The organism is Roseovarius albus (genome assembly GCF_900172335.1).
GTDB lineage: Bacteria > Pseudomonadota > Alphaproteobacteria > Rhodobacterales > Rhodobacteraceae > Roseovarius > Roseovarius albus.
Genome location: NZ_FWFX01000001.1, coordinates 84319 through 110692 on the forward strand (window position 1 = coordinate 84319; position 26374 = coordinate 110692).

27 protein-coding genes are annotated in these 26374 nt (G+C 55.4%); 13 read left to right on the forward strand and 14 right to left on the reverse strand.

Going from position 1 to position 26374, the window contains the following annotated elements; genetic code table 11:
* The first annotated feature begins 6 nt into the window (after positions 1-6).
* Both recN and ROA7450_RS00435 read left to right on the forward strand, forming a co-directional pair.
* Positions 7-1656, forward strand: a complete 1650-nt coding sequence (gene recN, locus ROA7450_RS00430) for a DNA repair protein RecN (protein WP_085803653.1) — start codon at positions 7-9, stop codon at positions 1654-1656.
* Between the two features lie 143 nt (positions 1657-1799).
* A complete protein-coding gene (locus ROA7450_RS00435; protein WP_085803654.1) occupies positions 1800-2300 on the forward strand; it encodes a hypothetical protein in 501 nt (166 codons plus the stop codon).
* Positions 2301-2363: 63 nt separating this feature from the next.
* Here the strand turns inward: ROA7450_RS00435 and lysM are convergent, their stop codons facing one another.
* Positions 2364-2789, reverse strand: coding sequence for a peptidoglycan-binding protein LysM (lysM, locus tag ROA7450_RS00440; RefSeq protein ID WP_085803655.1), 426 nt, complete (start codon positions 2787-2789; stop codon positions 2364-2366).
* Between the two features lie 72 nt (positions 2790-2861).
* Positions 2862-4658: an ABC transporter transmembrane domain-containing protein gene (locus ROA7450_RS00445; protein ID WP_085803656.1), complete on the reverse strand. Its 1797-nt coding sequence runs from the start codon at positions 4656-4658 to the stop codon at positions 2862-2864.
* Positions 4659-4978: 320 nt separating this feature from the next.
* Between ROA7450_RS00445 and ROA7450_RS00450 the strand changes: the two genes are divergently transcribed.
* Both ROA7450_RS00450 and ROA7450_RS00455 read left to right on the forward strand, forming a co-directional pair.
* Positions 4979-6115 (forward strand): aromatic ring-hydroxylating oxygenase subunit alpha, encoded by a 1137-nt coding sequence (locus ROA7450_RS00450; RefSeq protein WP_085803657.1) that lies wholly within the window; start codon positions 4979-4981, stop codon positions 6113-6115.
* Between the two features lie 22 nt (positions 6116-6137).
* Positions 6138-7274 (forward strand): aromatic ring-hydroxylating oxygenase subunit alpha, encoded by a 1137-nt coding sequence (locus ROA7450_RS00455; protein WP_143534302.1) that lies wholly within the window; start codon positions 6138-6140, stop codon positions 7272-7274.
* Between the two features lie 125 nt (positions 7275-7399).
* On the opposite strand, the gene ROA7450_RS00460 is transcribed toward ROA7450_RS00455, so the two are convergent.
* The 4 genes from ROA7450_RS00460 to pyk all read right to left on the reverse strand — a co-directional run bounded on the left by ROA7450_RS00460 (position 7400) and on the right by pyk (position 10616).
* Positions 7400-8290, reverse strand: coding sequence for an ankyrin repeat domain-containing protein (locus ROA7450_RS00460; RefSeq protein WP_085803658.1), 891 nt, complete (start codon positions 8288-8290; stop codon positions 7400-7402).
* Between the two features lie 167 nt (positions 8291-8457).
* Positions 8458-8823, reverse strand: a complete 366-nt coding sequence (gene rplT, locus ROA7450_RS00465; protein WP_085803659.1) for a 50S ribosomal protein L20 — start codon at positions 8821-8823, stop codon at positions 8458-8460.
* Between the two features lie 14 nt (positions 8824-8837).
* Positions 8838-9038 (reverse strand): 50S ribosomal protein L35, encoded by a 201-nt coding sequence (rpmI, locus tag ROA7450_RS00470; protein ID WP_085803660.1) that lies wholly within the window; start codon positions 9036-9038, stop codon positions 8838-8840.
* 123 nt (positions 9039-9161) lie between these two features.
* On the reverse strand, positions 9162-10616 hold the full coding sequence (gene pyk, locus ROA7450_RS00475; protein WP_085803661.1) for a pyruvate kinase: 1455 nt from the start codon (positions 10614-10616) through the stop codon (positions 9162-9164).
* 176 nt (positions 10617-10792) lie between these two features.
* On the opposite strand from pyk, the gene ROA7450_RS00480 reads away from it, so the two are divergent.
* The 5 genes from ROA7450_RS00480 to ROA7450_RS00500 are packed head-to-tail and all read left to right on the forward strand — an operon-like array spanning position 10793 to position 13639.
* Positions 10793-11533, forward strand: coding sequence for an N-formylglutamate amidohydrolase (locus tag ROA7450_RS00480; RefSeq protein ID WP_085804114.1), 741 nt, complete (start codon positions 10793-10795; stop codon positions 11531-11533).
* 11 nt (positions 11534-11544) lie between these two features.
* The gene (locus tag ROA7450_RS00485; protein WP_085803662.1) at positions 11545-11886 is read left to right on the forward strand and encodes a tautomerase family protein; all 342 of its coding nucleotides are present in this window, start codon (positions 11545-11547) and stop codon (positions 11884-11886) included.
* 18 nt (positions 11887-11904) lie between these two features.
* The gene (locus ROA7450_RS00490; protein WP_085803663.1) at positions 11905-12222 is read left to right on the forward strand and encodes a DUF1244 domain-containing protein; all 318 of its coding nucleotides are present in this window, start codon (positions 11905-11907) and stop codon (positions 12220-12222) included.
* The gene (locus ROA7450_RS00495; RefSeq protein ID WP_085803664.1) at positions 12222-12686 is read left to right on the forward strand and encodes a hypothetical protein; all 465 of its coding nucleotides are present in this window, start codon (positions 12222-12224) and stop codon (positions 12684-12686) included. The genes ROA7450_RS00490 and ROA7450_RS00495 overlap by 1 nt, the downstream gene beginning before the upstream one ends.
* Positions 12687-12733: 47 nt before the next feature.
* A complete protein-coding gene (locus tag ROA7450_RS00500) occupies positions 12734-13639 on the forward strand; it encodes a DMT family transporter (protein ID WP_085803665.1) in 906 nt (301 codons plus the stop codon).
* Between the two features lie 46 nt (positions 13640-13685).
* Here ROA7450_RS00500 and ROA7450_RS00505 read toward each other — a convergent pair whose 3' ends face one another.
* Both ROA7450_RS00505 and ROA7450_RS00510 read right to left on the reverse strand, forming a co-directional pair.
* On the reverse strand, positions 13686-14108 hold the full coding sequence (locus ROA7450_RS00505) for a c-type cytochrome (protein WP_234999362.1): 423 nt from the start codon (positions 14106-14108) through the stop codon (positions 13686-13688).
* A gap of 334 nt (positions 14109-14442) precedes the next feature.
* The gene (locus ROA7450_RS00510) at positions 14443-15540 is read right to left on the reverse strand and encodes a Do family serine endopeptidase (protein WP_085803666.1); all 1098 of its coding nucleotides are present in this window, start codon (positions 15538-15540) and stop codon (positions 14443-14445) included.
* A gap of 603 nt (positions 15541-16143) precedes the next feature.
* Between ROA7450_RS00510 and ROA7450_RS00515 the strand changes: the two genes are divergently transcribed.
* Positions 16144-16707, forward strand: a complete 564-nt coding sequence (locus tag ROA7450_RS00515) for a tellurite resistance TerB family protein (RefSeq protein WP_159453967.1) — start codon at positions 16144-16146, stop codon at positions 16705-16707.
* A 128-nt stretch (positions 16708-16835) separates the two neighbouring features.
* On the opposite strand, the gene ROA7450_RS00520 is transcribed toward ROA7450_RS00515, so the two are convergent.
* The gene (locus tag ROA7450_RS00520; protein WP_143534304.1) at positions 16836-17552 is read right to left on the reverse strand and encodes a GntR family transcriptional regulator; all 717 of its coding nucleotides are present in this window, start codon (positions 17550-17552) and stop codon (positions 16836-16838) included.
* A 103-nt stretch (positions 17553-17655) separates the two neighbouring features.
* Here ROA7450_RS00520 and ROA7450_RS00525 point away from each other — a divergent pair, with 103 nt between their 5' ends.
* The 3 genes from ROA7450_RS00525 to ROA7450_RS00535 are packed head-to-tail and all read left to right on the forward strand — an operon-like array spanning position 17656 to position 21791.
* Positions 17656-18525, forward strand: coding sequence for a phytanoyl-CoA dioxygenase family protein (locus ROA7450_RS00525; RefSeq protein ID WP_085803669.1), 870 nt, complete (start codon positions 17656-17658; stop codon positions 18523-18525).
* 1 nt (position 18526) lies between these two features.
* A complete protein-coding gene (locus ROA7450_RS00530) occupies positions 18527-19318 on the forward strand; it encodes a maleate cis-trans isomerase family protein (protein WP_085803670.1) in 792 nt (263 codons plus the stop codon).
* Between the two features lie 22 nt (positions 19319-19340).
* Positions 19341-21791: a GcvT family protein gene (locus ROA7450_RS00535; RefSeq protein WP_085803671.1), complete on the forward strand. Its 2451-nt coding sequence runs from the start codon at positions 19341-19343 to the stop codon at positions 21789-21791.
* Between the two features lie 18 nt (positions 21792-21809).
* On the opposite strand, the gene cls is transcribed toward ROA7450_RS00535, so the two are convergent.
* The 5 genes from cls to ROA7450_RS00560 are packed head-to-tail and all read right to left on the reverse strand — an operon-like array spanning position 21810 to position 26252.
* The gene (gene cls, locus ROA7450_RS00540) at positions 21810-23243 is read right to left on the reverse strand and encodes a cardiolipin synthase (protein ID WP_143534305.1); all 1434 of its coding nucleotides are present in this window, start codon (positions 23241-23243) and stop codon (positions 21810-21812) included.
* A complete protein-coding gene (locus ROA7450_RS00545; protein WP_085803672.1) occupies positions 23244-23918 on the reverse strand; it encodes an endonuclease/exonuclease/phosphatase family protein in 675 nt (224 codons plus the stop codon).
* Complete coding sequence (locus ROA7450_RS00550; protein WP_085803673.1) at positions 23918-24190, reverse strand: YrhK family protein; 273 nt, start codon at positions 24188-24190, stop codon at positions 23918-23920. Before ROA7450_RS00550 ends, ROA7450_RS00545 begins: the two co-directional genes overlap by 1 nt.
* Positions 24191-24220: 30 nt before the next feature.
* Positions 24221-25588, reverse strand: a complete 1368-nt coding sequence (locus ROA7450_RS00555) for a sensor histidine kinase (RefSeq protein ID WP_085803674.1) — start codon at positions 25586-25588, stop codon at positions 24221-24223.
* Complete coding sequence (locus ROA7450_RS00560) at positions 25575-26252, reverse strand: response regulator transcription factor (protein ID WP_085803675.1); 678 nt, start codon at positions 26250-26252, stop codon at positions 25575-25577. The genes ROA7450_RS00555 and ROA7450_RS00560 overlap by 14 nt, the downstream gene beginning before the upstream one ends.
* Positions 26253-26374 lie beyond the last annotated feature (122 nt).

Below are 26374 nucleotides of genomic sequence, written 5' to 3' on the forward strand. Positions count from 1 at the left end.
CAGGCGATGCTCAGGGGCCTCGATATTCGCGACATGTTGATTATCGACCGGTTGGAACTGACGTTTCAGCCGGGGCTCAACGTGTTGACCGGCGAAACCGGGGCTGGAAAATCCATTTTGCTGGATTCCTTGGGGTTCGTTCTGGGTTGGCGAGGGCGCGCGGAGCTTGTGCGCTCGGGTGCAGAGCAGGGCGAAGTGCAAGCCTGGTTTGATTTGCCCGCGGATCACCCGGCGCGTGCAGTCCTTGAGGAGTGCGGTTTGCCTGTTGAAGATGAATTGATCCTGCGCCGGATCAATTCACGCGAAGGCCGCAAGACGGCTTGGGTGAATGATCGCCGTTGTTCGGGCGAGGTGCTGCGCAAGCTGTCAGAAACTCTGATCGAACTGCACGGCCAGCATGATGACCGTGGCTTGCTGAACCCCAGTGGCCACCGGGGCTTGCTTGACGAATTCGGCAAGCTTGATGATCTGCGGGGACGGACGCGTAACGCCTGGCGAGACTTGGCGCAAAGCCGCAAGGCATTGCAAGTGGCTGAAACTGCTCTGGAAGCCATACGTGCCGAGGAAGATTTCTTGCGGCACGCCGTGGCTGAGTTGGAAGCTCTCGACCCACAAGAAGGTGAAGAGGAAAAGCTCGATACCGAACGACGCTTGATGCAGGGCGCGGAACGTATTCGTGATGATGTCGCCAAGGCGCAGGGCGCTTTAGGGCATGAGGGAGCGGAAGGGGCCGCATCGGACGCCATGCGCTGGCTGGAAGGCGCGGTGGAAAGCGCCGAAGGCATGCTGGATGAGGCTTTGTCGGCACTGTCGCGCGCACTAGTCGAGTTGGATGAAGCCGCAGGCTCCGTCTCAAAGTGTTTGGAACAGCTGCATTTTGACCCGCTGGAACTAGAGCAAACCGAAGAGCGCCTGTTTGCCATTCGCGCGATGGCGCGCAAGCATGATGTGCAAGCCGAAGAACTGCCCAAGTTCGCGGCGGAACTGCGCCAGAGACTGGATCAACTTGAACAGGGTGATGCGGATCTCAAGGCGCTGGTCGCTGCTGTTAACACCGCACAGGGGCAGTACGACAAGACTGCTGATGCATTGAGTGCGGGGCGCAAGTCCGCCGCCGAGGCGCTCGATCAGGCTGTCACCAGAGAGCTTGCGCCGCTCAAGATGGAGCGCGCTGTGTTCGAAACCGTATTCGAGACCGCAGAAGACGGCCCTGAAGGGCGGGATGAGGTGACCTTCCGTGTGGCCACCAACCCCGGAGCGCCATCCGGACCTTTGGCCAAGATCGCATCGGGTGGTGAACTGAGCCGGTTCTTGCTGGCCTTGAAGGTCTGTTTGGCTGGGGACGAGGGCGGGATCACTATGATCTTTGACGAGATCGACCGCGGTGTTGGTGGGGCTACTGCTGACGCCGTTGGCCGCCGTTTGGTGCAACTGGCAGGGCAGGGACAGGTGTTAGTTGTAACCCATTCCCCGCAGGTTGCGGCACTGGCTGCGCATCATTGGCGTGTTGAAAAGCGGGTCGAGGATGAGATGACCCTCTCAACCGTCACTCCGCTAAATGCGGATGACCGGGTAGATGAAATTGCTCGCATGTTGTCAGGGGATCGGATCACCGATGCCGCGCGCGCTGCAGCAACCGCTTTGATGACAGCTTAGTTTCGCGGATTCAAAATTTGCAACATGGCGTCAACACTCTGTGACAAGGTGGATACATTTGAAGCCTATTGTTGAAACTCTCACATTGGCATCCTTAGTCGTCCTCAGAACTGTCACACCCTAATCCGAGAAGGATAACTACAATGGCTTCTGCATCTACTGCTGCGCGATCAATTGGTGCTATTCCTGCGCTTAATGCATCCACCTTGGGCCTGATGTTTATCTCAGGGTTTTTCGCAACCAATGCATTTGATCTCTGGGGGCAGGTCATCAGCCCCAGCTTGGGCTATGCCAGCCTGTCACCGCACGGATTGGCCAAAAGCCTGTTAGGGAGCCTTGGCCTGCCCAACAGTGATTTCGCGGGGTATTTTGTCCACTTTTATCTTGTGGGGTTGATCGGTTATCCGACTGGTTGGCTCTACATCTTCGCACCGATTTGGCGCCGCGTTGTTGGAAATCGCGGTTGGTTCATTCCCTCAGCACTTTATGGTTTTGGGTTGTGGATCTTTGCCATCGGCGGAATCACATCGCTCGCGGGTCTACCGTTCTTCCTGAACTGGAGCGGGATCGTTGGGGTCGCGTTGGTAGGTCATGTTTTGTACAGCGTTGTCATGGTTGCGACTATGCGCCTCGTCGCGCGATAATACCTACTGCTTGATACAAAAGCGGCCCTCATCGAGGGCCGTTTAGCGTTTGTAGGTAAGTGCTTAAGCAGAAACGTCCTGCGGAATGCGTAGCTTCTGGCCCGGATAGATTTTGTCTGGATGGGACAGCATTGGCTTGTTGGCTTCGAAGATCTCTTCGTATCGTGCGCCATTGCCCAATGTTGACGCAGCGATAGCCCATAAGGTGTCGCCCTTTTTAACCTCATGAAACACGGGATCGGACCCACCAGCATTGTCTTCGACTGCCGCTACACCTTCAAGGTTGCCTACCGCCATGATGACCTTTTCTTTTGCTTCCTGGCTGGCGGCTTCGCCCGAGACTTTGACTACGTCACCTTCGACATCGATGGTCAGGCCAGATGTATCAGGGCCCAGATCGGTGATTTCCTGTTTCACGGCGTTGGCTTCGGGTTCACCGCCGCCAAAGATTGATTTTCCGGTGTCTTTCATGAAGCTCCATAGGCCCATCGTCTATCTCCTGGGTGGTGTTAATGGGGCCATATTCGCGATGCGCGAGAACAGCGATAAGGGGAAAAAACTTCAGGCCGCCTCACCGTCGGTAAACTGCAAGCGTGCCAGTCGAGCATAAAGCCCGCCTTCTGCAACAAGGCTGTCATGTGTGCCCTGTGCGACAATGCGACCTTGATCCATTACGATAATACGGTCAGCCTTTTTCACCGTGGCCAGGCGGTGTGCGATGATCAGCGTGGTTCGGGTCTTGGCCATGTCTTCTACAGCGTTTTGCACGGCGCGTTCGCTTTCTGCATCAAGCGCAGAGGTGGCCTCATCCAAGAGCAACACGGGGGCATCGCGCAATATTGCGCGCGCGATTGCAATGCGCTGCTTTTGTCCACCCGACAGCATCACGCCGCGCTCTCCGACATAGCTGTCGTAACCTTCGGGCAGGGCGGTGATGAAGTCATGTGCCGCTGCGGAGCGAGCCGCTTGTTCCACTTCGACATCACTGGCCTCCATGCGGCCAAAGCGGATGTTTTCCCGGGCCGAGGCGGCAAAAATAACCGGGTCTTGTGGGACCAGTGCCATGGACTGGCGGAATTCCTGTCGTGCCATGGTTGACAGGGGCACCCCATCAAGGAGAACCCGCCCTTGTGAAGGATCATAAAAGCGCTGCGCTAGTTGGATGATGCTGGTTTTCCCTGCGCCAGATGGGCCGACCAGTGCAACTGTTTCTCCGGGTTTGATATCGAGCGTGATTTCATTCAGTACCGCGATTTCGGGCCGCGAAGGATAGGAAAAGTTGACCGCGTCAAAGCGGATCGCACCGGTGACAGGGCTGGGCAATGCCTTGGGCTGTGTCGGATCCTGCACCCGATCTTCGGCTTGCAACAATTCGATCAGCCGTTCGGTCGCTCCGGCAGCGCGTTGCAGCTCCCCCCAGATCTCGGACAAGGCGGCGACCGAGCCCGCCACCATGATCGAATAAATTACGAACTGTACCAGCGCTCCTGCGCTCATCATGCCTTCACGAACATCGAGCGCTCCGATCCACAACACACCCACCACACCGGTGAAGACCAGAAAGATTACGATCACGGTCATCAGGGAGCGCACCTTGATCCTGTCGCGGGCGGCTTGAAAACTCTCTTCGGTAACAGCATCAAAACGATGCTTTACTGTGGTTTCTTGTGAAAACGCCTGAACGGTTTGAACGCTTAAAAGCGCCTCTGAGGCATTGCCGGAACTGTCAGCAATGCGGTCCTGATTGATCCGGCTCAGAAGCCGCAGACGGCGGCCCAATATCAATATGGGGACGATCACCATGGGCACGATCAGCAAAACCAAACCGGTCAATTTGGCCGAGGTGAAGAGCATCAGCACCAGACCGCCGAGGAAGATCAAGAAATTGCGCAGTGCGATCGAAACCGACGATCCTATCACCGACAGGATCAAAGTTGTGTCAGTTGTAATGCGCGAGATAATCTCGCCGGTCATGACCCGTTCAAAAAAGCTGGGGCTCATGGCGATCACTCGTGCAAAAACGGCTTTACGAATGTCTGCGACAACCCGTTCACCTAGTTTGGTAACCAAGGCATAGCGCAGCCCTGTGCCAATGGCCAAGAGCGCCGCAATGCCAATGGCAGCGCCGAAGTAGAGGTTCAACAGCGCACTGTCATGGGCGTTGAAATTGTCGATCACCCGTCGCACGGCCAAGGGAAGGGTCAGAGACACACCTGCCGTTAGCATAAGTGCGAGCAGCGCGCCCAGTGCCAACAGACGATAAGGGCGGACAAAGGGCCACAGGCTTGCCAGCGCTCCGATTCGTTTTGAGGTGTCACGTTGCTTGAGGTCTGCCTCTGCCTTGGCTGTGCGCACGATGTTGAACCTTTTTATCTTGTTTCAACGGTGTTTGGCGGGCACAGGGGCCAGGGTCAAGAGGACAGTTTGACCGCAGCACAGTAGAATCATTGCGATCAAATTCCTAACTGCAGTGAGGTATCGATTCATGCTCCGGTCGCGTCCTGCTTTTTTGAGTGACAAGATTAGATTTTACCTAAGTAATCTTAGGGAGGTTTTTCTTTATTCCGGACTCAATGCGTAGTTTGCTCTGATTCAGCAAAGGGCTCCTTGCTAGGGGACAGGCATAACATGTGTCAGTCCCACATTTCTGATACCACGCTCAGGACAAGAGGACTGTCATGGCCAAAGATCATATCGACGCCGTCGAGGCGTTGCGCGCAAACACTGCGGTGCCATTTGAGCAGGCCCGCGCTATGCCGCCCGAGGTCTATACCTCACCCGATTTCATGCAAAAAGAACTGGATCAGGTCTTTGCCAAGGATTGGTTCTGTGTCGGGCGCGCGGATAGCCTGAAAAACCCCGGTGACTATGCCACCGCAAAACTGGCTGGGCAGCCGGTTATGGTGATCCGCGACCGCGACGGCAATTTGCAGGCGATGTCGAACGTGTGCCTGCACCGGATGTCGACCTTGCTGCATGGCAAGGGCAATACACGGTCCATCGTCTGCCCCTATCACGCTTGGACGTATAACCTTGATGGTTCCTTGCGCGGTGCGCCCGCGATGACCCTTAACGAAGGCTTCTGCAAGGACCAATACAAGCTCCCTAAAGTGCGCTGCGAGGAATGGCTCGGCTGGGTCTTCATCACCCTGAATATCGATGCCCCGCCAGTGGCCGAACAACTGTCGCAGGTCGAGGAGCTGATCCGTGGCTATGACATGACCAATTATACCGAGGCGTTCTACGAAGAACACGTTTGGGACACCAACTGGAAGGTGCTGGCCGAAAACTTCATGGAAAGCTATCACCTGCCGGTGTGTCACGCGGGCACTATCGGCGGTCTGTCAAAGTTGGAAGACATGGTTTGCCCACCGGGCCTGCCGGCCTTCAACTACCACACTATTCTGAAAGAAGAATCGCTGCGCATTGCTATGGCGCATCCGAACAATACGCGCCTGCAAGGGGATGAGCGTCGCACCACATATCTGTTGGCGATCTACCCCAGTCTGCTGATCACCTTGACGCCGGGCTACTTCTGGTATCTGTCGCTGCATCCGGTTGCTCCCGGCAAGGTGCATATTCGCTTTGGCGGCGGCATGTCGAATGACTTCAAGGATGATCCGGATGCACAACAGAATTTTGACGCGCTCAAAACTTTGCTTGATGATGTGAATGTCGAAGATCGCGGTTGCACGGAGAAGGTGTTCAATGGCCTCAGTTCCGGCATGGCCGAGCCCGGCCACCTGAGCCACCTTGAACGACCAAATTATGATTTCGCGCAATACTTGATGGCGCGCATCGACGCGAACAGCTGACAACAGGGTAGGGGAGGATGACATGACTGAAGTTGCTCAAATGCGGCGCGAATTGCAGGAGCTGGCCGCCCTGCCAAAGGATGGCCCGCGCGGCCTTCCGGGGAAATTCTACACTTCGCAGGCCTATTTCGATTGGGAATGTGAGCATGTTCTGAAAGATGGCTGGCATTGTCTGGGCCGGGTGGACGAGGTGCCGGACCCCGGCGATTTCTTCACCATTCAGGTGCTCAAGGAACCGCTGATCGTTGTGCGCGGCGATGATGATGAAATCCGTGTGCTGGCCAATGTCTGCCGTCACCGCGGCATGCCGCTGGCCGAAGGGCAGGGCAACGTTAAACGTTTCATCTGTTCTTACCACGCTTGGGCCTATGGCCGCGATGGTGATTTGCTACGCGCACCACGGATGGAAAACTCGAGCTTTGATTCAAAGTCATGTAAGCTGCACGGCTATGCCGTCACGATCTGGCGCGGATTCATCTATTGCAATCTGAATCCGGTTGCGCGCCCGATGTCGGAGGCCGAGGCTTTGGACACGCTGGTCGCACCCTATGAGACTGAAAAGTTCCGCCTAGTCCATTCGGCGCAGGAGATTTGGAAAACCAACTGGAAATGTCTGGTTGAGAACTTCATGGAAGGCTATCACCTGTCGGTGGTGCACCCTCAAACCCTGCATGGCTACACTCCAACAGGCATGGCCAAGAAAGCCGCCAGCGGTCCAGGTTTTACCAGCTACAATGCAAACTATCCTGATGCGACCGAGACCCGTGGCCAAGGTGCAGTGGGTTTGAGCGAGGCTGAACGCCGCCGCTCCAGCCTGTTTGCCCGCTTCCCCAACCAAGTGGCCAGTCAAGCGGCGACTTTGCTGGTGTCGCTCATGATCTTCCCGCGCTGCCCAGAAGAGATCGAGGTCAAATGGACCATGTCAACTTACGAGGATGAACTGGACGATGCGACCATCGCACAGCGCATTTCGCTTTGGGAGGATGTGAACCGCGAAGACCGCGAGAAGCTGGAGCGCATGCAGGTGTCGCTCAATTCTGCCCACGCTGAATCTGGCCCATTGGCAGGGGACGACTATGAGGGCACCGTCCACGACTTCTTGCTGTGGCTGGCCGAAGAGGATCGCCAATACGAGCAATCATTGGTCGCAGCGGAGTAAATCTCAAGAAAGCAACCTTTGCCCGGAATCAAGCGCGTTAGCGCGCCGGGCAGAGTCAGCCCATGTGGCGGTCGGGCTCTGCCCGGCTGCAAGTTACCCCGTCAGAAGGGCGTTTTTATCCTCCGTTACGGGTTCAGTTGCGTGAGGTAGGCGATGATGGCAATCCGCGCGGCGCGATCAGGTTGCCTGCCACGGATCATGTCGGTGCCGGGAACGGTATTGAATGGATCTGCCAGAAAAACGTTCAACTCTTCGGGTGTCCAGCGTCCTGTCTGCGCTTTCATCGCCTTGGAATAGGGGATGTCCTCTTGCGAGGCCTTGGGCCGGTTGACGACATCGAACAGGTTCGGGCCACCATATTGTCGCCAGCCGGTGTCGTCAGGCGACAGAGCATGGCATCCGGAGCATTCGATCGCCAGTAGGCGACCTTGTTCAAGGTCTGCTTCTTCGAGCTCTCCAGTTTCCAGTGGCTCAACAGGGGCAGGTTTGGCCCCCATTTCCCGAAGCAATGATACCATCTCGGTACGGTCCTTGTAGGCGGCGTATTGAATCGCGGGCCAGCCCCAGGTCACCGCCACCGCGTTTACATCGGCATTGTGATCCAGCAAAAGCCGCGCAGATTCGATTGCGCCGCGATCAGCGGCCATATGAAGCGGGGCCTCTCCAATCGTCCCGCCGCGTAGGTTTGGATTCGCACCCGATATGAGCAGAGCAGTGACAATCCCGGTGTGGTTATTCCGCGCGGCGATTGCGAGTGCTGTGCCGAAGTCAGTTGTTGAATCTGGATCGGCCCCGACGGACAGCAGATATGTCACGACCTCTTCCTGCCCGTTTTGGGCCGCAAAATAGATCGGCTTGATCAAAGCTTCCGGATCAGGGCCGTCAGGCAATGCCGATTTCAGACCTTCCACATCTCCGGCCTGCGCGAGTTTAACCAAATTTTGAGCCACGGATAGGCTGGGTAAAACAATGAACAAATACAGCAAGAGCAGTTGCAAGACGAAGCGAAGTTGCATCTTTGCGCCCTCCCTTCAGATGAAATGATCGGAAAATTATAACACGGCAGAGCCATTGCGCCAAAAACCGGATAGATCAAAGCCTGTCAGGGGAAACTTTCTTAGCCACAAACAAAAACGCCGCTGGTTTCCCAACGGCGTCTTCAAGTCCCTCGCGAACGACTGGCTTATGATGCCAGAGCGCCTTTCGCCTGATCGACGATGGCACCGAACGCTTCTGGTTCGTGTACGGCCAGATCGGCCAGTACTTTGCGGTCCACCTCGATACCTGCCAGTGACAGGCCGTTGATGAAGCGCGAGTATGTCAGAGCTTCGTCGTGGCTGCGGACAGCGGCGTTGATGCGCTGGATCCACAATGCACGGAAGTTACGCTTGCGCGCCTTACGGTCGCGGGTTGCGTATTGGTTTGCTTTGTCGACAGCCTGGCGTGCAACCTTGAAGGTGTTCTTGCGACGGCCATAGTAGCCTTTGGCGGCTTTGACGACTTTTTTGTGACGGGCGTGGGTAACTACCCCACCTTTAACGCGTGACATATTTCAAATCCTCCTTAGCGCGCGTAGGGCATCATCGACTTGATGATTTTCGCATCAGGTTCGCTGAGTGTTGTGGTGCCGCGGGCGTTGCGGATGAATTTGTTGGTGCGTTTGATCATCCCGTGCTGTTTACCAGCTTGGGCTGTCTTAACCTTGCCGCTTGCGGTAATCTTGAACCGCTTTTTACAGCTTGATTTAGTCTTCATCTTAGGCATTTCCGGCTCCTCTTTGGTCGGTAGGGAACGCGCGACTCGGCATGCCAAGTTGGCCGGACGCGCGGTAGGAAGCTGCCCTATACGCGCTTGTCTCCAATTGCGCAAGGGCCGTCATAAGTGAATCTACACGCCGTCATCGGGTTCATTGGGATAGATCAGACTTTCCTGACAAGGGGCGACCCGTAGAATGTTTGTGGTGCCGGGCACATTGAACGGCACACCGGCGGTAACAACGATCTGACTGTCCTCGGTGGCATAGCCATGGGAACGCGCGGCACGGGCGGCACCGATGACCGCGTGCTTGAAACGGCCTAACTCATCACTCATCACGCAGTCCACGCCCCAGCTCAGCGCGAGACGGCGCGCGGTGGTGCGCAGGCTGCTCAGCGCAAGGATTGGCACCTGCGGGCGTTCGCGGGCAATCAATAATGCGGTGGTGCCTGATTGGGTATAGCAGCAGATCGAGGTGATATCTGTGGCTTCCGCAATTTCGCGCGCGGCGGAAACGATGCCCTCGGCCACGGTGGTGCGCTCCACACGGCGCGATGCCATGATCACTTGACGATAGGTTGGATCGGCCTCTACTTCGCGGGCAACGTTGTCCATGGTGGTGACCGCTTCGATCGGATAGCTGCCCGCGGCTGATTCCGCCGACAGCATGATAGCGTCCGAGCCTTCATAAATCGCTGTGGCGACATCGCTGACCTCAGCGCGGGTCGGCATCGGGCTTTCGATCATCGATTCCAGCATCTGCGTGGCCACAATCACCGGCTTGGCGGCGGCGCGGCACTGACGGACCAGGCGTTTCTGGATCGGTGGAACGTTCTGCACCGGCAGTTCAACCCCCAGATCGCCGCGGGCCACCATGATGCCGTCAGACACGGCAAGAATGTCCGAGAAGCTTTCAACAGCCGAAGGCTTTTCGATCTTGCTTAGAACCGCCGCACGACCTTTGACGAGTTCGCGCGCCTCTTCCACATCTGAAGGGCGTTGCACAAAGCTGAGCGCCAGCCAATCAACACCCAACTCGCAAACAAATTCCAGATCGGCACGGTCTTTGTCTGACAGAGCAGCCAAAGGCAGCATCACATCTGGGACATTTACACCTTTACGGTTCGAAATCGTGCCGCCAATGACAACTTCGGTCTCGGCAAAATCTGCGCCGCAGGCCGTGACGCGCAGGCGAATCTTACCGTCATTAACCAGCAGACTTGCTCCCGGCTCAAGGGCAGCGAAAATCTCAGGGTGGGGCAGGCAGGTGCGGGTCACATCGCCCGGTGTCTCATCCAGATCAAGACGGAACGTCGCGCCAGGCACCAATTCTTCGGCCTCATTGGCAAAGGTGCCAACGCGCAGTTTTGGCCCCTGCAAGTCGGCCAGGATCGCAATCGGGCTATCCAACTCTTCTTCGATCTGGCGAATAATCTTGTGCTTTTTAGCAATTGATTCATGGCTGCCATGGCTCATGTTCAGGCGGAACACATCTGCGCCAGCTTCATGCAGGGCGCGGATGGTTTTGTAATCCTCGGACGCGGGGCCCAAAGTGGCAACGATCTTGACGTTACGATGGCGTCTCATGGCAGGTCTTTCCTTAGTCTTTTGCCGCTGGCATGCGCGGCAGACGGGGGCTTGTCAACAGTTCAGCGTCTTCTGTCACAGAAATTTCGTTAACGCTAACGTTTTTTGTGAATGCGCACCCTGTTCACATTGTCGCAAATCTGTCCTAGAGCAGGACCATGAACGTACAAAGCGCCATGACCTACCAACCCTATTTCATCGATGGGGCAGATCGCCCGACACGCTGGCTGATCACCTGTGATCATGCCTCGAACTATGTGCCCCCTTTTGTGAGCGGCGGTGACCTGGGTATTGCACCCGAGGATATGGCGCGCCACATCGCATATGACATTGGCGCAGCAGGTGTCGCACGCGAGCTGGGAAAATTGCTGGATGGCCCGGTGATCTGTTCGAACTTCTCGCGTCTGGTGATTGATCCGAACCGGGGCGAGGATGACCCGACGCTGCTGATGAAGCTCTATGATGGCACGATCATCCCGGGTAACCGCCACGCGGGTGATGCCGAACGCGAAAACCGTCTGAACAAATGCTACCGCCCGTATCACACCGCCTTGGCCGAACTGGCCGCGCGGCGCGAGGATACAGTGATTGTCTCAATGCACAGTTTCACCAAGGCGCTGAAGGGGAAGGGCACTCGCCCTTGGCATGTCGGGGTGCTTTACGCTGCTGATGAACGGCTTTCGGTGTCGCTGGTCAAGCGTTTGGAAGAAAGGGGCGATCTTTGTGTCGGAGCAAATGAACCCTATGGCGGCCATCTGCCTGGCGATGCCATCGCGCGCCACGGTATTGCGCACCAGCGCCCCAACACGCTGATCGAGCTGCGTAATGACCTGATCGAATCTGAAGAAGATCAGATCAATTGGGCGCGTCGCCTTGCCCCGATCCTGAAAGCCGCAGCCGCCGACGACGGCGTATAACGGAGAGATCCATGCCACATCTGATCCTTGAGCATTCTGCTGACCTGGGAAAAGATCATAACCTGCAGGCGCTCTGCGATACCATGTGGAACCATGTTGTGGCGCATCCGCCTGTCACCGGTCCCGAAACCGTGCGTGTCCGCACCATTGCCGCCTCCGCCTCGCGTATCGGGGTAGAACCGCAAAGCTTTGTGCACGCCACGCTATTGCTGTTGCCCGGCCGTAGTGATGAAGTTCGCCAAGGCATAGCGCAAATGGTGTTGGACGCTTTGGACAAAGAGCTGCCCGAGATCGGCAGTATCAGCGTGCGCCTTGATGACTTGAAACCGCCTTACCTCAAGCGCATCTTGTAAGCATTGAAGGAGAGACCCATGGACGACCAAACCCAGATCGAGCTGGAAGCCGCCGCCTTTCGCACCCTGCGCGCGCACCTGATGGAAAAACGCACCGACGTGCAGAACATCGATATGATGAACCTTGCTGGTTTCTGTCGCAACTGCCTGAGCCGCTGGTACCAAGAGGCCGCCAACGAGCGCGGCATCGAGATGTCCAAGGATGAGGCGCGAGAGCTTTTCTACGGCATGACCATGGATGAATGGAAAGCCAACTATCAAACCGACGCCAGCCCACAGCAGCAAGAGGCGTTCAAAACCGCCTTTGCCGAGAACGTGGGGAAAGGGAGTAAATAGTGGATTCAAAGAAAGCAACGCAATCACATAGTTTGGAACAAAAACTATGGATGATCGTTGTTGTTCTCTTGATGATTTTTATACCTCTGTTTTTCGCCAGTTCTCTTTCTTCGTCTGCTTGCAGTAAAGAAATGAGAGATTTTGAACGTAAGCTCAGATTTTGCAATTTTACACTTAATTTTAAAGGAGGGAGTTATGGGAAAAGGCGAACTCTGTCTCGTCCATATTTCCATCGTGCCATAGCGTTGAGTGAACTTGAGCAACAAGATGCCGCCAAAGAAGATATGCGGCAGGCATTGTTTATTGCTTCAGACGGTAGGGATTGGAAAAGATTTGATCGGTCACAAACTCGATCTTACTATGTCATGGACTTGAATGATCAAATTCGAGAGCACCCCGAGTTGCTGAATGCAAATAAAAACTGGGATGCTGTGCTAGAAGATCTATTCATCGACTTCGATTAACCAATTGATACCTCGACATTCCCGTCTTGGGGCGTATTCATTTGGGAATGAGTTCTGAAGCAACCTCTCAGCCCCTCAAAGGCGTGTTCTGGATGGTGGTGACCGGCCTGCTGTTTGTGGGTGTCACTGCTTTGGTGAAATCCATGGGCACGCGCATTCCGGCGGCTGAGGCGGCGTTTTTACGCTATTTCCTTGGGCTGGTGTTTTTGATTCCGATGATTGGGCCACTTAGATCGTCGCAGATGGATCGCACCTCCTTGGGGCTTTTCGTGGCGCGGGGCTTTGTTCACACATTTGGTGTCGCCGCATGGTTCTATGCCATGGCGCGCATCCCGATCGCCGATGTGACAGCCATGAACTATATGGCACCAATCTATGTTACTATTGGGGCCGCTCTGTTTCTGGGCGAAAAACTGGCCTTCCGCCGGATGGCTGCCATCGGTGTGGCCTTGATCGGAGCAATGATTATTCTGCGTCCCGGATTTCGCGAGGTCGGCCCCGGCCATATCGCGATGCTCTTCACTGCGATTTCCTTTGGCGGTTCGTACCTCTTGGCCAAGAAGCTCTCAGACCGCTATAGCGCGGCCATCGTTGTGGCGATGCTGTCCATTGTTGTTACCATTGGCCTTGCTCCGTTGGCGGCAATGAACTGGGTCACACCCAACGGCTTTGAACTGCTGGTCTTGTTCGGCGTCGCCGCATTGGCCACGGGCGGGCACTACACCATGACATTAGCCTTTCGCGCCGCCCCTTTGGCGGTCACCCAACCCGTCACGTTCCTTCAACTGGTCTGGGCGGTACTCGTCGGCTTGGTGTTCTTCGGCGAAAGTGTTGATCCCTATGTCATTCTGGGCGGCTTGCTGATCGTTGCCGCAATTAGTTTTATCAGTTGGCGCGAAATGATCCTCAAACGCCGGGCGATTACTCCGGATGTGGTCGCGACAAAGACTTGAAGTTTTTAGTCATTGCTGTGTCGCGCTCAAATCTGAACGTACATCGTTACTGTTGAATGCTTTCCAGATAAAACAACAGGCCTGCCAGTTCACGTGGGGTAGGCGTTAGCACGCCATCAAGCTCAACCGGTACAAGGTCAAGGGCCATGTCCTCGCCGAACTCAGGCATGACACGTGCCAGATGGCTTTTTTCCGGGTCACCATAGATGTAGCTCAGGGTCTGTGTTTGAGGGAACTCACCCCCATTTTGCACGCTCAACAGTGTCAGATCTGGTGGAGCGGCGGGTAAACCAGTCGCAGCCGGGCCATCGCCTTTTGCATCGGATCCATGACACGAAACACAATTGGCAGAAAAAAACTCTGCCCCATCTGCGCGCGTAGGCATCTCGTTGCTGGTGTCCGTGGTGCATGCACTCAGTGCTGTGATCCCAATTCCAACAATAAACAGATTTAGAATGTGACTTCTCATCATGGCCTCCCTCGTTTTGGGGTAAACCTACGCATAATGAGCCTTTGACATATTGACCTGTGTCAACTGACAAACCGTCGGATCAAGCGTAGTAAAGCCACTTTTCCTTCGTGTTTTGGCGATAGCCCAACAAAAACAGACTGACGGCGCTTGCGCACCGCCAGCCCTTGGCCCCTGTTGGACTGTGGCCAATCCAGTGGTCAGTTGTCTGACCACTTTATTATTCCGGCCTCAATGACGATTGCCACCCTATCGCCATATCTTTAATAGGTCGGAATTCGGGCCGGGCGATCATACAAGCAGCAACAATAAACCCTTACCCCGGCCCGCACGATCAGGTTTTCTGATCGCCACGCTTTTCCAAAGTGACATCCAATGTCATGGATTGGCCACCACGGAAAATTTCGATTTGCGAGATTTCTCCGGCTTCGCTGGTTGCGACAACTTTGGTCAGATCGCGTAGTTCTTCGATGTCTTTATCTCCGAACTTCAAGATCACATCGCCAGTTTCAAGACCCGACGCTTGCGCTGGGCTGTCCTCAAACACCTCTGCGATCATCACGCCTTCACCAGACTTGAGGCCAAGCACATGCGAGATTTCATCCGATACTGGTTTGATCTGCACGCCCAACCAGCTGCGCTCGATCTCACCGTCTTCCTTTAGATCGGCGACGATCTCAGTGACCAGATCCGAAGGAACAGCAAAGCCAATACCGACCGAGCCACCATCAGGTGAGAATATTGCGGTATTTACCCCGACTACTTCGCCCTGCATGTTGAAAAGAGGGCCACCCGAGTTGCCACGGTTCACCGCAGCATCGGTCTGGATGTAGTCATCAAACGGACCCGAATTGATATTGCGTGATTTGGCGGAAATGATCCCCGAGGTCACCGTGGCTTCCAACCCGAAGGGGCTGCCAACCGCGATGACCTCTTCGCCGACGCGCATGCTGTCTGATGACCCGAATGTCACGGCATCATAACCGTCACCTTCGATATCAATCAGCGCGATGTCCGTGAGGGGGTCGGAACCGATCACTTGCGCGTCAATTTCTGTGCCATCTGCCAACGTGACCGAGACGGTTTCGGCATTGGCGATGACGTGATGGTTTGTCACGATCAGCCCGTCTTCAGAGATGATGAACCCAGAACCCAGGCCCTGACTTGGGGTGCTGCCTTTGGGCATTTGTGGCATTTGATCGCCAAAGCGTTTCATGAACTCTTCAAAACGCGGATCCATTTGGGGCGTGTTCGCATCAGCCGATGTTTCTGCCTTGGTGGTCACTTCGACGTAAACCACCGCCGGGCTTACAGTTTCGACGAGATCAGCAAACCCGCTGCCAATCGGAGCGGCAGCCAGCGCCGGGGTCATTGCGGTTGCGGCCATGAGGGCTGCGATGCCTGCGCCCGTTGTCTTGCCTGAAAATCTCATTTTTGTGTCTCCTACTTGAGTGTGATCTTCAAATAGGGGGGCAGGTTGTTCTACACTTCGTGTGAAGTTTAAAAATTCTTGAACTTAGATTTTCGGGCAATTTTAGGTTTGGTCGCTTTGCATAGAGGGCCGGTGCGTTGAGTTTAATTCAAGCTTCAATGCGCACCTTCGATGAAGGATCTGGAGGCATGAAAAGGCAATTTTGGCCCAGAGAAATTGGCGCAGAAAAACAAGACCCTTACTAGGCCATATTAGCGCCACACTCATAAGGTGAATGAATTGAGTTGATTACATAATTAAGGATAAATCATGCGGCCTATTTACGTATTATTGATGGCGCTCGGATTTCAAATTTTTGGCGCGCAAGACGCCGAGGCGCGCCGGGGCGGGGGGTCAGGTTATTCAGAGGGCCTCGAATTTGTAGAGATGACGTCGATGCCAGGTGAGAATGGATCTCCGCTTGCATTATGCGTTCTGGTGAAAACCCAAAACGTATTATTTCTTGATGTTTGGCGAACACAAAAAGGTTATGCTCTGGCAGAAAATCGTTGTGATGCGAGCAGCTATATCCCTGTAACCTCTGATCAATTGAAGGTATTCAAAATGAGCGGAGTGATTTCTTCTGAGGTTCCGGACGAACCACAAGTAAAAACAGGATTGGCAATTCCCTATTGGGCCTGGGCTATCATCGCGGGTTTGGTCGCGTTGATCGGAATAAAACTGCGTCGAAAGGCCGGGCGCAAATCGGCGCGACGGGATTTGATGGGGGATGCGTCTCCGGCGGCAATCGCGATTCTTGATGCGATGTGTCACGCCGCCAAAGCGGATGGGCATGTGTCTCCTTCAGAGTTGATAGAAATTGCCGAAGCTGCACAGAAAATGACCGGCGAAAAGATCGATCCCAAGCGTGTTGCCGAGATGGCGAAACTGGCTGAAAGTAATCTTACGGATCAAGACTATAAACGCCTTGTCGCAGGCCGGACCGAGGATGAAAAAGAAGTGATGATGCGCGGCGTGTTGTTCGTTGCGGTTGCAGATGGAAAACTGGACAGCAAAGAGCAGCAATTTGTCGGCAAACTAGCTGGCGTGATGCAAATGCCAGCGACCAAGATCCAGGCGCTTCTTGGTGATGTAGTGGCTGCCCGTTCGGGTAACACCGCGACCTGATCAGGTTAGCTGTAAGTCCTTTGCAGACAGGTCGGCCAGTTTCGTCGGCCTGTCAGATGTCTATAAAAGCCCCCTCTACTTGAGGCCTCTTGAGGCACTCGTTTTTCCTTAGAAATCACGGTATAGAGTTACCTTGAAATGATCGCTGTCGCTGAAAACTGCGCCATCTCTCCTCGCCAGATCTGGTGACTGAAACAAATCGGCGCACCACTTTCATCCCTTGAGAGCTGCTCCTGTTCGATCCCGGCCTGATAGGGCATCGCCCCCAGCAGGCGTGCAGGATCGGGTTCCAACGCACACATGCGGATCACGATCTCGGCGGTATGACCAAGTGGGCTATAACGCTGGCGCTGCAGGTCCACGTTGTCGGGACCGGGCCACAGGGCTGCACAGCGTTCTGCAATTACCGTCTCGGTTTCGACGAATATGGAATGGCCTTTGCTGCGGATAAGGCGGGTGTTTTGATACAGCTTTGTTCCGTGCGCAGCCGACAGTGTTTCAACCAGTGTTCCGCTCGCTTGGATCGTCGTGCTTTCCAGCAATTCCATTTCAATTTCAATGCCCTGCGCCGCGGCACCCGCCACAAAGTTGGCCATGCTGCCCACGTCATACATTAACCGTTTCGGCGATACGAACCGCCCCTGTCGTCTCTTGCTATAGGCCAGTCCCTCAGCCTCCACCGCCTCCAGCGCCCGCCGTGCTGTCATCCGGCTGACAGCGTGCAGCTCTGCAATCACCCGTTCCGAGGGCAGGGCCGCATGCTCTGTCAGCTGCCCATCGGCGATCTGGCGTTTCAGGTCGTCCACGATCTGGCGAAAGACAGGCAGGGCATGTGTATTTGTCATTTTTATGCGCTCTCGCAATTTTGTTTTGCAGTTTGTGATCTCTGGTATATACCAAGATGAATCGCTGGTATAGACCAGATAGGCCATAAGGGAGGATTTGGCGATGTCTTTGCTTTCTCGGGATCAAAAAGATCAGTTCTGGCGCGATGGTGTGATCGTCATCGAGGATGCCGTGACGCCCGAACAACTGGCCGACCTGCGCCGGGTGTTTGCCGAATGGGTCGACGAAAGCCGCGCACACACCGACGACTACGGCGAAACCATGGATGGCCGCCCCCGATTTGACCTGCAACCGGGCCACACAACCGAGATTCCTGGTCTGCGCCGCGTACAGTCGCCCGAGGAGGTCTCGGAAGTTTACGCCGACATCATGCGCAACGCCCGCACCGTGGACTACTGCGCTGACCTCATCGGCCCCGCGCTGCGGTTTCACCATGGCAAGGTTAATTCAAAACTCCCCGGCACTGCGACCGAAGTGAAATTCCATCAGGACTTTCCGTTTCAGCCGATGACAAATGATGACATCATCACCTGCCTGTTGTTCGTCGATGATGTCACGCTTGAAAACGGCCCGCTTGAGGTTGTGCCCGGCACCCACACTGGCCCGCTTTATTCCCATTGGCACAATGGCGTCTTTACCGGGGCTGTGGCGGATGAGGTCAAAGACCAGCACAAGGACAACGTCATCAAATGCACCGGTAAGGCGGGGTCCGTCTGCCTGATGCATGCGCGCCTGCTGCACGGTTCTGCCCCGAACCTGTCAGATAACTCCCGTACGCTCTATATCTCAACCTACTATGCTGAAGACGCGATTGAGCTGAGCCCCAACCACCTGCCCAGCACGTTGACACATGAAGTGGTGCGTGGCGAGGCTTCAGGCCGCGTGCGCTGCACACCCTATGACATGGCGCTGCCAGAAGTGCCGAAAGACACGTCGTTCTTTGCACAGCAAGAGATGGCCGAGGCGGGATGATATGACCCAAAAGAGCGCGCGTGTTGAACGCTTTGATTTTACCACTGATGCAGGCGCAGGTGACCGCGCCCGCATTGGCCTGCTGGTGCTGGAATCCGATCAGACGATGGAATGGGAATTCCGGGCGCTGACCGATCTGCCCGGTGTGTCGGTCTACCATTCACGCCTGGCCAATGACGTGACTGTCACCCCCGAGACCTTGGGGCGGATGGAAGCAGAACTGCCCGTCGCGGCAAAGCTATTGCCGGACTACATGGGCCTCAACGCAATCGCTTACGGCTGCACGTCTGCATCGACCATCATCGGCGAAGAACGTGTGGCGGAAATCTTAGAAGAGGCGCACCCCGGCGTGCCTTCAACCAACCCGCTCACGGCTGCCAAGGCCGCGCTCAATGCGCTGGGCGTGAAACGTCTCGGCTTGCTCACACCTTATTCGCCCGAAGTGACCGAAGCGATGCAGGCAAAGTTCAACGCAGCGGGAATCAACGTCACGGTCGTGGGATCGTTCTACGAGCAAAGCGATCTGGTGGTCGGCAAGATCGACCCACAATCGATCCTGCAAGCCGCCATTTCAGTCGGCCAATCTCCAGATGTGGACGGTGTTTTTATCTCCTGCACCAGCTTGCGCGCGGCCAGCATCATTGAACAGGCAGAGAGCGCGCTGAATAAACCGGTCACGGCCAGCAACCATGCGCTGGCATGGCATCTGCTGCGCCTCGCCGGCATCGAAGATACGCATGAAAACGCCGGTCAGCTTTTCGGTGAACAACTGCGCGTCTTGGCTGACGCATAACACTCCTGACAGGACGACAAATATGCAAAAACAACTCCCGAGCCATGCGCAGGTTGTGATTATTGGCGGTGGCATCCACGGCTGCTCGGTCGCCTATCATCTGGCCAAGGAAGGCTGGAAAGATGTCGTGCTGCTGGAACGCAAACAACTGACCAGTGGCACAACATGGCATGCGGCTGGTCTTGTCGGGCAGTTGCAGGGCAGTCACGCCACCACGGCCTTTGCCAAATATGGGATTGAGTTGCTGGAAGAGATCGAAGCTGAGACCGGCCAGAACCCCGGGTATCGCCGATCCGGTTCTATCTCAATCGCGATTAACGAAGAGCGCCATGCTGAGCTTAAGCGCAAGGCCGATTTCGCCTCGCTCTTCGGGATCGAGGCACATGCGCTGAGTACCGACGAGATTAAGGAACGCTGGCCGCTGATGAATCCCGAGGGCGTCTTGGGCGGCATCTACATGCCATCCGACGGCTCTGCCAACCCGATTGATTTGACCACCGCTCTGGCCAAAGGCGCCCGCATGCACGGCGCGCAGATCTTTGAACATATCAAGGTCGAGCAGGTGCTGGTCGAAGACGGGCAGGCCCGGGGTGTGCGAACTGAGCAGGGGACAATTACGGCTAATTTTGTGGTCAACTGCGGCGGCATGTGGGCGCGCGAATTGGGTCAACTAAACGGCGTCGGCGTCCCGCTGCACGCCTGCGAGCATTACTATCTAGTGACCGAGGCGATCCCAGATCTGCCAAGTGACCTACCGGTGCTGCGCTCATATTGCGACGGCACCTATTGGAAAGAAGACGCTGGCAAGCTGCTGTTTGGCTTTGCACATTTCAACGCCAAGCCATGGGCCACGGGTGGCATTCCGGAATCCTTTGAATTCGACAGCCTGCCCGTCGTCGAAGACGATGTTATGGAGGTGCTTGAACTGGCGATGAACCGGGTGCCGCTGTTGCAGGAAACCGGCATTCGCACCTTCTTCAACGGGCCGGAAAGCTATTCCTACGATGGCCGGTTCACCCTTGGACAGGCGCCAGATATCAAAGGGTATTTCGTGTTGGCGGGGGTGAATTCCACCGGCATTCAATCCGGTCCCGGCGCGGGCAAGGCGCTGGCCGACTGGATCATGAAGGGGCATCCCCCGATGGATCTGGCTGAAATGGACCCCAAGCGCTGCGAAGAGTTTCAAGCGCGCGATGTCTACCTGCGCGAACGCTGCCCCGAAACGCTTGTGCTGACCTACGCCATGCATTGGCCCGGCCGCCAGCGCCAAACTGCCCGGAACCTGCGTCGCACCCCATTCCACCACGCCCTCAAGGCCCAAGGCGCCTGTTTCGCCGAGGCGCAGGGCTGGGAACGCCCCGGTTGGTTCGGCCCGGCTGGCAGCACGCCGGTCTATGACCACAGCTTCTACCGCCCCAGTTGGTTCGACACTGTGCAAGAGGAACAACACGCCGCCCGCAATGCCGTGGCGATGATCGACTATTCCATGTTGGGCAAGCTGATGGTCGAGGGCCGCGATGCCGAAACCTTCCTACAACGCATTTGTACCAACAACACGGCGATGAAACCCGGACGGGTGGCCTATACGTTGATGCTGAATGAGCGCGGTGGGATCGAAAGCGATGTCACCGTTGCCCGCCACGCCGCCGATAGCTTCATGATGATGAGCTCGATCTCACACACCCGGCGCGACTATCTGCACCTGCGCGACAATATCCAACCTGGCGAAGATGTGCGCTTGCGCGATGCCACCACGTCTTATGGCGTGCTGGGCATTATGGGACCAAAATCACGCGAGGTTCTTGCCAATGTCTGCGATATCGATCTGTCGAACGAGACGTTCAAATTCAACAGCTTCCAACATTTCCACATTGGTCATGCCGAGGTTTTCGCCCAACGTCTGTCCTATTCAGGCGAATTGGGTTGGGAAATCTTTGTCACCCCGGATTTTGCCGAACATGTCTTCGAAGAGCTGATGCAGGCGGGCGCAGAGTACGGCCTGCGCCTGATCGGCGGCGAGGCCCTTAATGCTCTGCGTATTGAGAAGGGCTTTGTCCATTGGGGGCATGACATGGCTTATACGGAATCACCGCATCAGATCGGGCTGGAGTTTGCCTGTAAACCCTGCAAGGACATTCCCTTCATTGGGCGCGACGCCTATCTGACACGCAAGGAGGAAGGGGCCGGTCCGTATCTCTGTTCGGTCAAACTGAACGAACCTGAGCCGCTCTTGCACCACAACGAACCCGTCCAGCGCGACGGGCAGGTGGTCGGCTATGTCACTGCCGGGGCCTATGGCAAAATCGTTGGGTCAGCTGTGGGTCTGTGCTATGTTGCTTTGCCTGATGGGGCAACCGACAAACAGGCCATCGCAAATGGCAATTACACCGTCATGGTCGAAGGCCGTGAAATCCCGGCCGAGGTCAGCCTGACGCCATTCTATGATCCCAAAAGCACCCGGATGTTGTCGTAAAACTGGATAGGGGCCGGTTTAAAGAACCGGCCCAATCGTCGCGATCACGTTATACCAAATGCGCTTGTGATAGGCGCAGTTCAAAACATCCGTCAGGGTCACAGGTGCAGATCGGGCGATGTAATCCTGTTGACGCTGGAAAATCGCGCCTGTGGTATCAGCATCCTGCAGCAAGATATTGTTTTCATAGTTTAAATCGAAACTGCGCAGGTCCAGATTTGAAGACCCGATCAGGCTGATCTTGCTATCAATTGTCAGGATCTTGGCATGAAGCAACCCATCCTTGAACTCGTGAATCTCGCAGTCTGCTTCCAGCAGCTTACGATAATAGCTGCGGCTTGCGGCAGAAACGATCCAGCTGTCGTTGTTTTGAGGAAAGGTGAGCGAGACTTTGACACCGCGATGTCCGGCGGCACAAAGCGCCTCGAACACTGTGGCATCGGGTACGAAGTATGGCGTGGTCAGGGTCAGTTCGTGCTGCGCGCTTGCAATCAGGTTTGCAAACATCTGTGGTGTCGCACCCCGTCGTTCGGTCGGGCCATCACCCAAGACCTGTGCTGGAAAACCGCCCTCCACCAGTGTAGCAATTAGCGGAAACTGCTCTAATGTTTCGCCGGTGGCTTGCATCCAGTCGCTGGCAAAAAGCAGTTGGTTTTGCGCCACTACAGGCCCTTCAAACCGCAGCATGATATCGATCCAAGGTGCATATTTAGATTTCGGTAAAAACTCCGGATCAGCCGAGTTCCGACTGCCGCAATAGGTGATGCGCCCGTCAATTACAGTGATCTTGCGGTGATTGCGAAGGTCCAATCGGCTGGTCAGGATGGTACGAAGGGGTCTATCCAGTGGCAATGCGACAGCCAGTTGCACGCCTGCTTGTTTCATTTCCGTCCAAAGCTCCGACTTGACCAAAACACGTGAACCCAAACCATCGGCGAGTGCACGACAAGTCACGCCGCGTTTCGCGGCTCGGATTAAAGCCCGGGCAACATCTGTACCAGTATTGTCCCCAAGCCAGATGTAATACAGAACATGCACGTGATCGGTCGCGGCATCAATGTCCTCGACCAATCGCTGGCGTGTTTCTCCCCCATTCGCCATCAGTTCAGCGCGGTTTCCCTCTACCGGAAAAAAACCATTGATCGAAGCGGCGTAGCGAAACGGAGCATGATAAAGCGGGTCGATCAACGCGGCAACGTCATCGGATCGTCCCATAAAGGCGGTGGCTTTACTTCGGATGCTTGCAAAAATCTCATCATGGCGCTTTCTCGCTTTGTGCCCGATGTCAATCTCGCCAAACAAGAAGTAAATCGCGGTCCCGGCATAGGGCAGTACGTTCAGGATGATGAACCACGCCAAGCGGGCCGGGGGCGACACATCTTCGCGGAGCAAGATCCGGATCATGAAGGCCGTGACAAGGGCCAGATGGAGAAAAAGAAACACGCCTATCATTTAGCCACCCAGTTCAAATTCCATGACAATCGGCAGATGATCAGAAGCATAACGCGCATTGTTCGATTTATGCACCCAAGATCGCGTGCATCTCACCAGACCACGCAGGGCAAAGCGATCTAAAACTGCCGAGGGGCGCGAAGCGTGAAAACTGGGGCCAGGCGTGATGATATCGAAATTCTCAGCGAAGAGACCAAGATTGGTTTTCCACTCATTGAAGTCTCCGGCGACGATCACGGGCATTTCAGTTTGCAAAGCATGTGCCGCTATGGTGGCCATTTGCTTGCGCCGCATACCTGGCGTCAGACCAAGATGCACACCGTAGACAGTAAAAGCAGGGGTGTCGAATTCAATTGCCACCACACCGCGTGGCTCGACCGAGGGCACATCCAGACGTGTGGTCTCTGCCGCCCTCAGCCCACTTCGGTAGAACACGGCGTTGCCATGCCATCCGTGGCTTTGTGGACGTGTCGCAACCTCCGTCAATTCATAACCCAGTTCCTGCGACATGCGTTCCAGCGGGAGCACACCTGCCCGAGTGCCGATGCGTTTGTCGGCCTCTTGCAGTACCACCACATCCGCCTTGATTTCGGCCAACACATCCACGACCCGCTCCGGGTCGCGCCGCCAATCCAGCCCGACAGCCTTCCGGATGTTGTAGCTAGCGATCCGCATCAGCTCCCTGAAACCTGATCATACCGCCCCGCACGGATGTATGCGAATTCGCGATACAATTTTATTGTTGGTCGAAGGCCAAACAATATCGAGCCAACCAAAAATAGCCAAGTTCCCACATAAGTTGTTTCTTCGTTGAAAAACAAAATGCTGCCGATGACAAAGAGCGTGGCCGCTGAAAAGTCGACAATCGTATAAGCAAGTTCGCAATATGCGTAAATAGCTTTGTGACGTTCGCTGAGTGTATGATTGTCGGGGTTAAAGAGGGTCATTGCGTGTCCAACTTAGGTGGTGTTTTGCGTTTAACTTGAAGTGGCATGTTGAACTGGAAACTGCAGCGCGACGTTCAGTCCAGGATTTAAGTTGGTGAGCGAAAGCTCGGCGTTATGGTGTTCAGCAATTGCCTGCACCAAGGACAGCCCTAAACCGCTGCCACCTTTTGTACGAGCGCTGTCGAGCCGCACAAAGGGATCCAAAACCTTGTCCAGCTCTGTCTCTGGGATGCCCGGACCATTGTCCTGTACGGATAAAATCGCAGCTCCATCAACCGGTTGTACGTCGATGGTAATCTGTGTGCCCTTGTGAGAATGCTCCGAGGCGTTGTTGATTAGATTGACCAGCAATTGCTGGATCATATCAGGGTCAGCCTGAACCGAGAGGGGTTCACCGCTACACTTGATTTCCTGTTCACGTAGTTCAATGGCGGGCTGCATGAAGTCACGCAGCTTTTCGGCCAGTGCCATTAGATCAATCTGCTTGAATTTGCTTTTGTCCGAAGTGGCCTGAATGCGAGAAATCCGCAGCACGGTTTCAAACACCGCATTCAGAGATTCAACTTCAGACAATGCCGCATCCAGCTCGGGCAGGGGGTCACGTTGGGCTTCGGCCGCATCTACCGCCTGCATTAGGGAAATTTGCACATGAGACAGTGGCGTTTTTAGATCATGCGCCACTGCTGATGCGGTGGACTTCATCCCGGTCATAAGTCGCGCAAGACGATCAAGGTTTTGGTTCATCTGCACCGCGATCCGGTCAAATTGATCATCGCTTTGATTAACGGGTAGGCGTGCGGTCAGATCGCCGCCAGACACCTGTCGCAACGCCTGTTCCATACCCTGCAGACGCATCAGCGAGGTCCGGCTGGCCCATAAACCGAATGTCAGAATGACGGTCGATAAGGCCACACCAAACAGTGTCAGCCAAAGCGTCAATCGATCCTCGGCTTTATCAACAATCTGCCCATTACGGCCCACGACCAACGTCAGTCTGTCAAATTGCTGCACATTCAGAAAATACTGCCCCGTCAACCGGCCGCGTGTCAGCGTATGCAATTCTCGCCGCTCTACACCCACAAAGTCAGGGAAAACGGAAATTGCGCCGGTCAGGCGGATTCCGTTTTCGTCAAACAGACCAGCGGCATGGTCGGGAATTTGAATGCTGCGCTCAATATCCTGAAGCGCGCGTACCAGCCCGCGGCGACCTTTGGTCTGGTAGATATTTTGCAACAGCAATGTTTCAGCCCGCGTTTGTCCCACCAGATCGGAGCGTAGTGTATTTTCCACCGCTCGCACCAGAATGAACCCACTCAGCGCATATAGCGCAACAAACACCACCCAGACGCGGATTGCGGCCTTGAATGGCTCGCCGGTGATCAGACTAGCGAGGCGCACGGATCGTATATCCCATGTTGCGCACGGTCTGGATCAGCGCCACATCAAACGGTTTATCAACCTTCTGGCGCAGCTTGCTGATGTGAGTTTCCACCACTGTGGTGCCCGGATCAAAAGTGAAATCCCAGACCTTCTCCAAGATCATCGTCCGGCTGATCACTCGGCCCGGTGCCTCCATCAGAAGCTGCAGTAGTGCAAATTCCTTGTTCAGCAGGTCGATTACTTGTCCCTGCCGTATTGCCGTCCGACTCAACAAATCCAGCTCCAGATCATGCACTTTCAAAGAAGTGTGCTGGGAGGCTTGCTTGGGGCGGCGTGACAAGGCCGTAATGCGTGCCATCAACTCGGAAAAGTGAAACGGCTTTGTCATGTAGTCATCGCCGCCGGCCATCAACCCTTCAACCCGGTCATCCACATCCGACAAGGCCGTCAGGAAAATCACCGGCAGGTCACTTTTCGACACGCGCAGAGCCTTAACGACAGAAAGGCCGTCCATCCCCGGCATCATCCGGTCAACGATTGCGAGATCGACCTCGTTATACAGGCAATGGGTTAACGCCTCGCGCCCATCCGTGACCCAGTCCACTGCAAAGCCCTGCTCAATGAGCCCGTTCCGAATGTACTCGGCTGATTTCGGGTCATCTTCTGCCAGTAAAATCTTCATATCTCAGGACTATCCCATCTAATCCGCCAGCATAAGCACCAAGCCATCGGCACACCAGAGATATGAACATATTCGCGCCATAAAGAAAGGGCCGTAGACCGGCCCTTAACTATTATTAAAGT